The 12,746-nt window shown below is 36.0% G+C and carries 13 protein-coding genes, 1 pseudogene and 1 CRISPR repeat array; of the genes and pseudogenes, 10 read left to right on the forward strand and 4 right to left on the reverse strand.

Translation table 11 applies throughout. The annotated features are described in order from the left end of the window. Positions 1-120 precede the first annotated feature (120 nt). Entirely contained in the window at positions 121-1,146 is a 1,026-nt protein-coding gene (locus IGJ76_RS06205) for an NADP-dependent oxidoreductase (protein WP_430596842.1), read from the reverse strand. A 346-nt stretch (positions 1,147-1,492) separates the two neighbouring features. On the opposite strand from IGJ76_RS06205, the gene IGJ76_RS06210 reads away from it, so the two are divergent. The 8 genes from IGJ76_RS06210 (at position 1,493) to IGJ76_RS06245 (ending at position 5,990) form a co-directional block, all read left to right on the forward strand. Continuing rightward, positions 1,493-1,876, forward strand: coding sequence for a VOC family protein (locus tag IGJ76_RS06210; protein WP_270607709.1), 384 nt, complete (start codon positions 1,493-1,495; stop codon positions 1,874-1,876). Between the two features lie 326 nt (positions 1,877-2,202). Beyond that, the gene (gene rpsN / locus IGJ76_RS06215; protein ID WP_067481874.1) at positions 2,203-2,472 is read left to right on the forward strand and encodes a 30S ribosomal protein S14; all 270 of its coding nucleotides are present in this window, start codon (positions 2,203-2,205) and stop codon (positions 2,470-2,472) included. Positions 2,473-2,504: 32 nt separating this feature from the next. After that, a complete protein-coding gene (gene rpmF / locus IGJ76_RS06220; RefSeq protein WP_270607707.1) occupies positions 2,505-2,678 on the forward strand; it encodes a 50S ribosomal protein L32 in 174 nt (57 codons plus the stop codon). A gap of 12 nt (positions 2,679-2,690) precedes the next feature. Next, complete coding sequence (locus IGJ76_RS06225; protein WP_067481878.1) at positions 2,691-3,068, forward strand: hypothetical protein; 378 nt, start codon at positions 2,691-2,693, stop codon at positions 3,066-3,068. A 7-nt stretch (positions 3,069-3,075) separates the two neighbouring features. After that, positions 3,076-3,240, forward strand: coding sequence for a 50S ribosomal protein L33 (rpmG, locus tag IGJ76_RS06230; RefSeq protein WP_256869270.1), 165 nt, complete (start codon positions 3,076-3,078; stop codon positions 3,238-3,240). A gap of 28 nt (positions 3,241-3,268) precedes the next feature. Next, positions 3,269-4,315 carry a CobW family GTP-binding protein gene (locus IGJ76_RS06235; protein WP_430596833.1) on the forward strand — a complete coding sequence of 349 codons (1,047 nt, stop codon included), beginning with the start codon at positions 3,269-3,271 and terminating at the stop codon, positions 4,313-4,315. Between the two features lie 13 nt (positions 4,316-4,328). After that, entirely contained in the window at positions 4,329-4,448 is a 120-nt protein-coding gene (locus IGJ76_RS06240; protein WP_086270960.1) for a putative metal homeostasis protein, read from the forward strand. An 18-nt stretch (positions 4,449-4,466) separates the two neighbouring features. Continuing rightward, the gene (locus IGJ76_RS06245) at positions 4,467-5,990 is read left to right on the forward strand and encodes a zinc ABC transporter substrate-binding protein AdcA (RefSeq protein ID WP_430596834.1); all 1,524 of its coding nucleotides are present in this window, start codon (positions 4,467-4,469) and stop codon (positions 5,988-5,990) included. Positions 5,991-6,042: 52 nt separating this feature from the next. Here IGJ76_RS06245 and IGJ76_RS06250 read toward each other — a convergent pair. Beyond that, a pseudogene (locus IGJ76_RS06250) lies at positions 6,043-6,619 on the reverse strand (TraX family protein). Between the two features lie 340 nt (positions 6,620-6,959). Further along, positions 6,960-7,260: direct repeats of the CRISPR family, unit length 37 nt; unit sequence GTTTTAGAGCTATGCAGTTTTGAATGCTTCCAAAACT. A gap of 654 nt (positions 7,261-7,914) precedes the next feature. On the opposite strand from IGJ76_RS06250, the gene IGJ76_RS06255 reads away from it, so the two are divergent. Together IGJ76_RS06255 and IGJ76_RS06260 are read left to right on the forward strand one after the other, a co-directional pair. Continuing rightward, positions 7,915-8,523 (forward strand): hypothetical protein, encoded by a 609-nt coding sequence (locus tag IGJ76_RS06255; RefSeq protein ID WP_430596835.1) that lies wholly within the window; start codon positions 7,915-7,917, stop codon positions 8,521-8,523. Between the two features lie 97 nt (positions 8,524-8,620). After that, positions 8,621-8,878 carry a hypothetical protein gene (locus IGJ76_RS06260; protein ID WP_430596836.1) on the forward strand — a complete coding sequence of 86 codons (258 nt, stop codon included), beginning with the start codon at positions 8,621-8,623 and terminating at the stop codon, positions 8,876-8,878. Between the two features lie 347 nt (positions 8,879-9,225). Here the strand turns inward: IGJ76_RS06260 and IGJ76_RS06265 are convergent, their stop codons facing one another. Further along, positions 9,226-11,016 (reverse strand): ABC transporter ATP-binding protein, encoded by a 1,791-nt coding sequence (locus IGJ76_RS06265; RefSeq protein WP_067481888.1) that lies wholly within the window; start codon positions 11,014-11,016, stop codon positions 9,226-9,228. Positions 11,017-11,020: 4 nt separating this feature from the next. Beyond that, positions 11,021-12,739: an ABC transporter ATP-binding protein gene (locus IGJ76_RS06270; protein WP_067481890.1), complete on the reverse strand. Its 1,719-nt coding sequence runs from the start codon at positions 12,737-12,739 to the stop codon at positions 11,021-11,023. Positions 12,740-12,746 lie beyond the last annotated feature (7 nt).

The following is a 12,746-nucleotide window of genomic DNA, read 5'->3' on the forward strand; positions in this document are numbered from 1 at the left end:
AGTGATTGTTTCCAGCTTTTTTTGTACATGCTAATTTAGAAGCAGCTTAACTAGCTGTTTAAAAAGTGATTCTTCAGTGATGTCTTGGATGATAATTACCTTTGCAAAAAATAAGTCGAGTCATGAACGGATCTCATTTTCAGAATCACCGGTCATCTGCAAAATGATTTTTCCAGTAGCGCGACCAGATTGCGAATAGCTGAGAGCTTCTTTTACTTCAGACAATGGAACAATTCGATCAATCACCGGTTTAATTATTTCTGCTTCAATCAAGTGCCGTAAGACATCTAGCTGTGTACCACTTGGTTTCATGAAAAGAAAAGTATAAGAGGCTTGTGTTTGCTTTTCTAATTTTGTTAGGTTACGTGTCACCATTTTGAAAGCAAACTGTTTCCAAAGAGGGACACCGTATTCTTTACCAAAGCGATAGTTAGGTAATCCTGCGATGCTGACGACTTTTCCACCAGGCTTGATAATTTTGAAGGCAGCTTCTAATGTTGCACCACCACGTGTATCAAATACATAATCGTAATCTTGCAAAACTTCTGCAAAGTTTGTTGTTTGATAATTAATTGGATAATCAGCACCTAATGATTTCACGAGATCAAAATTATTTGCAGAAGTAGTCGTCGCAACATAAGCGCCTAAGTATTTTGCAAGTTGGATCGCAATCGTTCCAATCCCACCAGATCCACCTTGAATCATGACTTTTTGTCCAGGCTGAATCTGCATAATATCATGTAGCGCTTGGTAACTTGTCAGTCCGACCAAGGGGATAGAAGCAGCTTCTTCAAAATTGATATTTTTAGGTTTGAGGGCGATAGCTCCTTGATCGACAGCAATGTATTCGGCAAAGGTTCCAATTCGATTTTTTTGAACGCGACCATAGACAGCATCTCCAATTGAATAGTTGGTCACTTTTTCGCCAACGGCAGTGATGATTCCAGCAAAGTCACTTCCCATAATAATAGGCATATCGTAGCTAAGCAGCATCTTAAGTCCACCGTCTTTGGTTTTGATATCAATTGGATTGATGCTCGCAGCAACGATTTTTACTAAGACATCATTCGAGCGAATGTCTGGGATAGGAACTTCTTCTATTTTAGGCGTCGGTTGTTTGTAAGTATCAATAACAGCGGCTTTCATTGTGTTTTTCATGGTTATTTCCTCCAATTTATACGTGTTTCATTTAATCGTTCAATTTTTTGAACGATTCACTTTCACGAGTTTAGTTCATTGGTTTAAAAATGTCAACCAATAATTATCGACAACTAAGAGACCAAAAAAACGAGCCACCTATACAATTTCATCTAGGTGGCTTGTTTCGTTAGATAGTTAGTTTTTTTTAAGGCTTATGAACGTTTTGAAGGAAACTATTTTGAAAGAAAAGGATTCCCCTTTATACTTATCAAGAGAGAGGAGCTTGCGGTGACTAATTGAGGGGAACAGTGGCAATAGATTCAGCAAAAAAAGTTTTTTAGGAGGGCGAAAGATGAAATTAGATATGATGGGTATCATTACTAAAGACATGGAAAAATCAATTGAATTTTATGCGTTGTTAGGGTTCATCGCGAATGGAGCTACTACCGAAGAATACGTTGAGCTAGCACATGAAGGTATTCGAATTTCTTTAAACACTAGCAAAATGATTGCTGGTATTTATGGATACGAACCGCAGACAATTGGAGACAAAATCGAATTAGCTTTTTTGTGCGACTCTGTGGCAGATGTTGATGAGATGTATCGAAAAGTAAGTGATGCTGGCTATGAGACTTTTAAAGAACCATGGGATGCTTTTTGGGGTCAACGCTATGCAATTATTAAAGATCCTGACGGAAATCTCCTCAGTTTATTTGCGAATTTTCCGACAAAATAGTGAACGAAAAAGAATAGAAATAAAAAAACAACTTTAGTTCAGTGCTAAGGTTGTTTTTTGTTTATTCAAAGTAAAAATCCACACTTTTTTTGGACTAATTGTATAAAGTTTATCAAATCATCAGCAAACAATGTTTTTCTATTTCTTGTATCTTGATAAAAATAACTATCAAGATGGGCATATACATGTGCGAATCTTCATTTGAATAAATTTTCATGTTATTTTTATGTTGACAAAGTAAAACTTACTTGATAAAGTGTCGTTGTCAAATCGTAATGATTACGTTTTGCTATAGACAAATCGAAAAAAAAGGAGTGTCAACACTTATGGCTAAAAAAGCAAAAATGGCGCGAGCAAGGAAACAACAAGAGTTGATTGAGCAGTATGCAGAAATCCGACTTCAGTTAAAGGCTGCCAATGATTATGAAGGTTTGGCAAAGCTACCCAAAAATGCGAACCCAAATCGCTTGAAACGACGCGATCGAATAGATGGCAGACCTCGGGGGTACATGCAAAAATTTGGTATGTCCAGGATAAGGTTCCGAGAATTAGCGCTTCAAGGTTTGATACCTGGAGTAAAAAAAGCAAGTTGGTAAAAAAGAAGAAAAGAAATCTGGAGGAATAAAAAATGGCAGTTCCAGCAAGAAAAACATCAAAAGCAAAGAAAAAATTGCGCAGAGCGCATTTAAAAATAGTAAAACCTGAAATTTCATTTGATGAAGAATTAGGCGATTATCGTCGTAGCCACCATGTTTCACTTAAAGGTTATTATAAAGGACGTAAAGTAAGCGGCAAAGAATAAGGGAGGATTAGAATGAACATTATTTATCCACCACTAGTTGAACAAAGCTTCCAATTTTATCAGAAAAATAGTAACGAAGACTTCAGTAAAACGGATCTTTATCGTTCAATGGTCGCTAATCAGATTATTACTGAGAATGGTAATCCAACAGTCGAAGCAATTGAAAGAGGACTTGTTCGAGATTTTTATGAGGAACAGGATCTTTCGTTTGAAGAATTTTTAGCAATTTATCCAATTTTTACTACGTATGAAACAGAACTTTTTCAAAAAATTGATGGTTTTTGGGAGATACCAGTTTCATTGAAAAATGAATTGATGATCCAACTTGAGCAAGGGAAATTTAACTATGATGAACAGGTTCAAGTTGAACAGTTTTTATCAGAAAGATAAATCAGAAATGAAGGTGAAACGATTGAGACAAACAATTATTCTAGCATGCGAAGAAACAGGTGAACGAATTTATTTAACAAGTAAAAATAAACGAAATACACCTGAACGTTTAGTACTAAAAAAATATTCACCTAAATTACGTCGGCGTGCAATTTTTAAAGAGATGAAGTAAGCATTTTTGAAGAAGAGAGGTGATTTCTTTGGGAATACCGATAACAATCGTATCCGGCTTTTTAGGAGCTGGAAAAACAACCTTGATTAATCAGGCATTAAACGCGACTGAGCTACCAAGAGAAGAAATAATTATTATTGAAAATGAGGTTGGCCAAACAGGAATCGACCATGAACTCTTACTGCACACCAAGGAACATGTCCTGCAATTAAACAACGGTTGCATGTGTTGTAGCCTGAGAGAAGATTTGATAACAACGTTAGCAAGTATTGAAGAAGTAACCAAAGAATGGCAAGTTCCTTTGTCACAAATTATTGTTGAAACAACAGGAATTGCTGATCCTCAGCCAATTATTCAAACTATTTTAACTACACCTGTTCTGCGAAATACCTATTATATTGATAGTCTTTTAACTGTTGTGGATAGTCAAAATAGTTCGATGTATCAAAATGAACCTGTCAGTCTGAAACAAATCGCATTGGCGGATCGAATTTTCTTTGCTTTAAAAGAAGGAGATACTGTCAGCAATTGTTCAGAAATACTAGCAAGATTGATCGAAATCAATCCATTAGCTGATTTTATTTATTTTTCGGAAACAGCGCCGATTTCTGCAACCGACTTTTTTCACTTAGACAAATTTCAGGCGACCGAAGTGTTAAACGAGCCGATAGCAACCCAAACTGAAATGGAATTGACGAATGAGTCGCATCACAGAGAACATCACCACAAAGATCATTTACAGGGTCACACACATGCAACAACTGTTCATCAACAGAACAATCATGGTTTTCAAACCGTTTTGTTGACTGCAAATAGCGAATTAAATGAAGCCGCATTAATACGTTGGATTGATTGGTTATTATTTTTTAATCAAGAGTTGTATCGTTTCAAAGGAATTGTTGCGCTAGAAAATCGTGAATTGGCAGCTGCTGTACAAGGCGTTAATCAGCAAGTTCGCTTTCAACTGACTCCACTAGAAAAATCAACGACAAAAATCGTACTCATTGGAAAAAATTTAGCATCAAAAGAAATAGAAGAAACCTTTAATCAATTGTGCATTGCTTATAAACAGTAAAAAGGAGAAATCAATGGAAAAAACAGACATTTCAAGTGCGTATCGACGATTAAAAAGTCCAAACATCAAGACAAGAAAACGAGCATTAAAGATTATCAAAGAATATAAACGAAATAAACAGCGAGCTAGTTGAATGAAAAGGAGAAATCGAATGAAAAAATGGAAAGTTGGTTTATTTAGCCTACTATTGGTAAGCGTGCTGGGTGCGTGCAGTACGAATGGTCAAACTAGTAAAGAAACCGGAAAAGAAAAGCTATCAGTTATCACAACTTTTTATCCCATGTATGATTTCACGAAGAACATTGTAGGTGATGAAGGTGAAGTCAAGTTGCTGATTCCAGCTGGAACGGAGCCACATGATTATGAACCATCTGCTAAAGAAATTGCAAGTATTCATGATGCAGATGTTTTTGTTTATCATAATGAAAATATGGAAACTTGGGTGCCACAAGCCGAGAAAAGTTGGAAAAAAGGTTCACCCAATGTAATTAAAGGAACAAATGGGATGGTGTTATTACCTGGAAGTGAAGAAGAACACGATCATGACCACGGCGAAGATGGGCATCATCATGAGTTAGATCCGCACACGTGGGTTTCACCTAAGATGGCGATTAAAGAAGTGACATCAATCAAGGAACAGTTAGAACAACTTTATCCCGAGAAAAAGAAAACTTTTGAAACAAATGCAGAAAAGTATCTAACAAAATTAAAAGCACTAGATGAAGAGTATACAGAAAAATTAAGTGTAGCTAAGCAAAAAAACTTTGTTACGCAACATGCTGCTTTTGGCTACTTAGCCTTAGATTACGGATTGAATCAAGTTCCTATAGCAGGTTTGTCTCCAGACCAAGAGCCTTCACCAAGTCGACTAGCTGAGCTAAAAAAATATGTTCAGGAAAATGAGATTAAATACATCTACTTTGAAGAAAATGCTGAGGATAAAATTGCAAAAACGTTAGCAGATGAAGCGAAAGTTAAACTCGAAGTACTAAACCCTGTCGAAAGTTTAACTAAAGAACAAATAGCAAATGGAGAAGATTATCTCTCGGTGATGAAAGAAAATCTGACGGCTTTAGAAAAAACAACAAGCGTTGCAGGCAAAGAAATCAAACCAGAAAACGTAACAGAATCGACTAAGACGGTTGCCAATGGTTACTTCAAAGATGAGGCAGTCAAAGACCGAACACTAGCTGATTATGCAGGTGAGTGGCAATCACTTTATCCTTTGTTAAAAGAGGGCGCTTTAGATCAAGTTTTCGATTATAAAGCAAAATTAAACAAAGATAAAACTGCGAAAGAATATAAGTCTTATTATACAGCTGGTTATAAAACAACTGTTGATAAAATGACGATCACAGATCATACGATTGACTTTGTTGTCGATGGCGAGCACCATCAATATGAATACAACTATGCTGGTTACAAGATTTTAAATTATGAAAAGGGAAATCGTGGTGTACGTTTCCTTTTTGAAACGGCTGACAAGGATGCTGGGGAATTTAAATATGTGCAATTTAGCGATCACAATATTGCACCAGTTAAAGCGGAACATTTCCATGTCTTTTTTGGTGGAGAGAGTCAGCAAAAGCTTTTCAATGAACTAACTAACTGGCCCACTTTTTATCCAGCTGATTTGACTTCGCAAGAAATCGCACAGGAAATGATTGCACATTAAGACCTATTTATGACAGAAAAAAACGAGGACTTTTGAGGTCCTCGTTTTTGTTTTAGTGTGTGTATAAGAATGCAGATAAGAGATACAAAATAGCAATATGTGCAGGGTAGAAAATATAGAAGAAATACTTCATTCCTTTTCCTTTTTGACCGTTGTAGAGCAAAATCGGAATGATTGCAAAAATCATCATCCATTTGATTTTGGATAATCATGGGGCTTTCCATTAATAGTGGTAATAAGAAAGAAAACAGGATTGGAAGAATAAATAGAATCGTCCCGCCAAGCATTTTTTTCAAATTAGTTGCATGTTTTCCTTCGACAAAAAGATCAATGGCAAACATCATCAATGTACCAATAAAAAGATCTCTAAAAATATTGTTCATCAAAACAACTTGATCATATCCAACAAGTTTTTCGAGAGCAAAAGTAAATAAGGTCATCAGAACCATCGACAGGTAGAGTCTTGACATATATTTTTTCTTGTTGTGCGTATGACTAAAGCCAATAACACTGACAAAAAAGAAAATTGTTGCGACAGGTCTACCAAACCAGTCTAGCCAGTTAGGTGCGCCAAATGGAACAAACATCTGATGGATATGATCAATAAACATTAAGACAATGCCTAACATTTTTAAATCAAATGTTGATAGGCCTTTTTTGGGTGTATCAATCGTCAAAAATAATTCCTCCTAACTAATAATAACTATATGTTAACAATATGATTGATTGAAAGGCTAGTGAAGTAATATAGAACGAGCGAACAATTTTGTCACAAGAGATTTTTTTGTTATCGATCATATACTGGTCTTTATGAGGAAAGAGTTGGGTAGTTGGGCTAGTGAATTCATGGTATACTAATAAAAAAGATCCTTGAAATCTAAATAAATAGATACCAATAGAAGCATCCAAACTGAAGCCTTGCTATGGGCAAATAGTGCGAGTACGGAACCTCAAAAATTTTGAGCCGAGGTTTTAGAGCTATGCAGTTTTGAATGCTTCCAAAACTGACGGTAAAAAGAAAAAGATTACTCAGAAGTTTTAGAGCTATGCAGTTTTGAATGCTTCCAAAACTCCACACCGTTCACAAGAACAACATGGTGCGTTTTAGAGCTATGCAGTTTTGAATGCTTCCAAAACTGGCGTATTAAAGAAAAGTGACTATAGGCTGTTTTAGAGCTATGCTGTTTTGAATGCTTCCAAAACACGATATGAGTCACTTATTTCTTTTAGAACGTTTTAGAGCTATGCTGTTTTGAATGCTTCCAAAACAATAGAAAAGAAGGTTTTTCAATGCTCTACCTGTGTATATTTAGGGTATACTCAAAATATATGATAATGTTCTATTTATTGATAATTATCTTCCTTAATTTTGAAATGGCAGAAATCGATATCAATGAGAGGATAGATTTTTTCTTAATCCTAAAAAAATTGAACAACAATTTCCGGAGTTTTTTAAAATCTCTGAGTTGTACTATTTGAAGGGAAAAATATGTTGGATACTAGAGAGTATGAGCTAAAGCTGCAGCAGCCGTAGATTTTCCTTGTAAAAAGGTTATTAAAGGTTTAAAAAGAACGCTTGAAAGAAATTGGAATACCAGTTCCAGAAATATATCAAGATAAAATAAAAAAGATGTAGCCGAGCAAATGCTTTGAAGAGGGTATAAATCCTGAAGATTATTAGGCTATAAGATTATATAGTTAAATATTAAATGTTATTTTTTGTGAGTGTACATACTTAATAAACCTTGTTTTTTAGCGTGTTTAGGTATTGAAATTGAATTATCAATAAATTTTAAAAACGTTATCGTAATGACGCCGATTTATAATTATCCCTTTTTCTAAATATCATGCATACATTTCCAAATTAGTTTGTTATACTTTTTGTGAACGTTTACAAACTAAATGAATGAATGGAGAATATCAAATGAAAAACGATGTTGGTAATTATTCTAAAAGTGTCTATGCTTTATTTTTCGCAATTCTTTTATGTTTAGGTATATTTTCACCCACGGTATCAATAGTGGTGGCTGCAGATGAACTTACTGTACCTGAAGCAAGTTCAACAGAAGTGGTAAAAAATGCAAAATGGGTTGCATTAGAACAAGAAATGGCTACACCACAATATCAAGTAGCTTCAAAAGCTAACCCTGAAGGCACTGCAAGATATATTCTTAATAAATATGAGGGAGCAGAAGCATTCGCTGCGGGATTAGGTCAACGTATACAAAATGGCGGTTGGAATGTATATTATAATTCAGCTTCGGGCAAGCAAACTGCTCGTACATCTTATAACGGTATGTATGTTGCAGCAGCAGGAGCCGGTAGTCTATCTATCGTATTAGCAAAATTTAGTGCTTCTGGTGGTGCAGTAATTGTTGGAGCTGCAGCTCTTTTAGCAGGTATAGCAATGGGTGCACTTAGCGTTTACTCGAAAGATTGCAGAGATAACATTGATAATCATGGAAATACTGGTACTGCACGGATTACACTTACTGAATCAAGATGGTCTTCACAATATGATCATCGTTGGTAAATTGATAATTTAAACTGGAAAACAATCTCTGTCTTCATTTATTGTTGCAATAAATAGAATAACAGAGGTTGTTTTTAATATAATGAGGAGGTGGGCGATGAAATCTTTGGGTTTTATTAGACTTTTTCAATTTTTTCTTTTAATTGCAAGTCTTTTTTTTGCTATGAAACACAATTTATTGTTAGCTTTGTTTATCTGGGCGCTATCTGGTGGGTTAAGTTTCACTGTCCCCCCAAAATATCGTTTCCCTTTTTGGTCACCTTATAAAGGCCTATTATTTCCAGTATGGATTGAAAATATTATGGATTTAGTCATAACAATAGGCGTGCTATTATTGGTAATATTTTTTTCATGATTTGTTTTAGAGCTATGCTGTTTTGAATGCTTCCCAAATAATAATAGCTGTGTTTATCAATGGTACCCAACTGAGCCATTTGAAGGAAACGAGTTTGCAGTAATTATCCAATATTCGTCAGAAACGTATCAACTGATTTTTTGATACCAATTTCAACAAAAAACCACCAACTAGTTGGTGGTTTTTTGTTGGGTAAATATTTGGGAATAACTAACATGAGAAGATATCATACGAATAAATTGAATTGGAAGATAGGGATAATTTATTAGTACAATATTATTATAACGCATTAAAAACGCTTTTATAATTTGTTTTTGCTATAGTTATTATTATCTTTTTTACTTAAATCAAGTTGCCTGAAATTGGCTATTGTAAAGTGAACGATAGAGTGTTGGACGTTTCAACAGTTGCTTATGCGTTCCTTTTTCAATGATGTCGCCCTTATCCATCACTAAAATCAAATCAGCATTTTCGATGGTGGAAAGGCGGTGAGCAATGACGAAACTTGTCCGATTTTGGGTCAACGAGTTCATTGCTTCTTGAATTTGTAATTCTGTGCGAGTATCCACACTAGAAGTTGCTTCATCCAAAATAACCACTGGTGGATTTGCCAAAATGACACGAGCAATGGTCAACAATTGTTGCTGCCCTTGTGAGAGGCCCCCACCATTATCACTTGTGACGATGGAATCATAGCCATTAGGAAGCGTCAGGATAAAGTGATGACACTGAGCGATTTTAGCTGCTTGGATAATTTCTTCTCGTGTTGCATCCATTTTTCCATATGCGATATTTTCAGCAATCGTACCTTCAAATAACCAAGTATTTTGTAGGACCATTCCAAATAGGGAGCGAAGATTTTCTCTTGGAAGATCAGTGGTTGGAATGCCATCGAATTCGATTTGGCCAGATTCGATGTCGTAAAATCGCATAAGTAGATTGACTAGCGTTGTTTTGCCTGCGCCGGTTGGTCCAACAATGGCAATCTTTTGGTTTGCTTTCGCATCAAAGTCAACTTTTTTCATCAATGTTTTGTCGGGGGAGTAGCCAAAGCGAACATCCTTGAATCGGATATTTCCAGCAGGATGTTGAATGGTTGTTCGACTTGTATCTGCTTGTTCTTCTTCATGATCCAAAATATAGAAAATCCGTTCAATCGAAGCCATGGCAGCTTGAATCGAGTTAATGACGTAAGAAGCTGTTGAAATTGGTTCGGAAATTTGATTGATATATTGTAGATATGCTTGCAAGAAACCAATCGTGATTCCGCCACTTAATACGGTCATTGCACCAAATATCGCACTAAAAATAAAAGCTGATTGGTTAATAACACGGGATAAAGGGTAGATAGCAAAGTTCAAGAATTGAGCACGTTTAAATACAGTATAATGTTCATCAATTGTTTGACTGATAGCCTCTGTTTGTTGATTTTCTTGGTTAAAGGTTTTTGAAACAATGACACCAGAAAGATATTCTTCCATTTCATTGTTGATACTACCAAGTTTCACCTGTGCTTTATCGGCCACTTCTTTATTGATCATTGAAAATTTGTGTGTTACCAGTCCGCTAAGAACCAATAAACCAATCACTAAGATTGACATTTTACTGTCGATGTAAATCAACATGATTCCCGCAAAAAGAATGGTAACGACGGATGTGAATAGTTGGTTAATACCGGTCAATAATACTTGAGAAAGCTGATTCAAGCCTGTAGTCGTCCGACTAATTAGATCGCCAACTTGATGATTATCAAAAAAGGACATCGGTAATTTTTTGATTTTTTTCGTAATTAGTTTTCGAGTATTCAAAGTAAGTCGTTCACTCAATGTCGCCATTGCTCGTTCTTGCACGTAGGAAAGTCCACTACTGATTAGCGAAAACAGAATTAACAGTAAGACAGTTGGAAGCAATTGTTCTGTGAGTAAGTCAAGTGTTACTGACAAAGATTCTTTCAATTGAATGACCGCGACGATTTTATCAATTCCTAGCGCCATCATGAAGGTCATTGCAACCACTAAAATATTTCCAACCAAACTACAAAACATCAATAGATAAAAATATTTATGTTCAAAACGATGTAATTTCCAAAAGCGATACATCAGATGTTTTTTATTCGGCATCATGTTGTTCTGTTTCATATTATCACTCCTTCATTCCTTGCGAAGCTGCAATTTCTTGATAAATTTTGTTGGTACATAACAATTCTTGATGTGTGCCTTCACCAGCAATCTTGCCATTTTCCATGAGGATGATGTGATCGGCATGGGCGATTGTACTCAAGCGTTGGGCAATGATTACTAATGTTTTGTTCGACAGTTCTTTTGTGAGAGCTTCTCGCAAAGCGGCATCTGTTTGATAATCTAAAGCAGAAAAACTGTCATCAAAAACATACATTGAAGCGGGCTTGATTAACGCTCGCGCAATACAAATTCGTTGTTTTTGTCCACCAGAGTAGTTACTGCCTCCCTGTGCAGTGAATGACTCATATTTATCGGGTAAAGTATCTACAAATGATTTTAACTGAGAAATTTTTGCTGCTTGGTCAATTTCAGCTGGTGTGGCATCTGCTTTTCCCATTAAAAGATTTGATTTAATTGTTCCTTTGAATAAAAATGCTTTTTGTGGAACATAAGCAACCTGTTCACGAATACTGCTTTGTGTCAAAGCAGTCGTTGGGACATCATTCAATTTGATTTCACCACTTGTAGGGTCATTGATTCGTAAAAGAAGCTTCATTAACGTGCTTTTTCCAGAACCAGTTGCGCCAACGATAGCGGTTGTTTTTCCAGCTGGGATTGTAAATGAAATTTTTTCAATCACTGGATTGCTTTCTTTTCCGTACGCAAAAGAAACGTTTTGATAGCTTGCAGCACTAGCATCTCTGATTTGAAAAGAAAACGGCTCAGGGTCACTGATTGACGGTTCAAAATCCATCACTTCTTCCAGTCGTTTCAATGAAGCAACGGAACGAGGGATGACCACAAAAACCATTGCTGCAAGCATAAGGTATGAGAGTGCCAAAAGCGCATATTCCGTAATTGCTGCGATGTTTCCAATTTGGATGGTCTGATTGCCCACGAGGTAACCACCGACCCAAAGAATGGATGCATAGACAACACCCATAATCAGAAAAGCGGTAGGAGTGATAAAAGCAAAAATTTTATTCACTTGAATCATTTGATTCGCGTAGTTGGTAAATGATTCATTCGTTTTCATTTCTTCATGGTCCTGATTGTTGAATGCACGAATCATGTTGATTCCAGTAAAAAACTCTCTTAGTTTAGTAGTGATTCGATCCATTTTTGGTTGAATACTTAATGCAATGGGTGTTCCTTTTTTCAGTAAAAACAATAATACGACCAAATAAAAGAGGATAGCTACCAGTGGAATCCACAACAAGTTTGGCGCATTGAGATACGTCATGGTCAAAGCAAAAACAGCAATGATTGGAGCAGGTAGGATCAATTGGCAAAACATCACAATCATTTGTTGCACATTGTCCACATCGTTCGTCATACGAGTGAGCAGAGTGCTAGAACCAATTTTATCAATATCAGAAATGCTTAGTTCCTGAAATTTTTGGAAAAACGATTTTCTGATTTGGCGACCGAAACGTCCGCCAAGAATTCCTGACAGATAGCTACCAATCACGGCGGCAATCGTACCTAAAACCGTAACGATAATCATTTGAATGGCAATAAGCTTGATTGCGTCAAGATCATTTTTTAAAATGCCAAGATTGATTAGCCGTGCTACTAGCATAGGCACGCCTAAGATTCCGATGATTTGTAAAACAATAAAACTGCTAGTCAGAGCAACAATGCCCTTATTTTGTAACAAGAAATTTTTTAGTACTTTCATAAGTCAT

This window comes from Enterococcus sp. DIV0175, from assembly GCF_050529075.1.
Lineage (GTDB): Bacteria > Bacillota > Bacilli > Lactobacillales > Enterococcaceae > Enterococcus_B > Enterococcus_B thailandicus.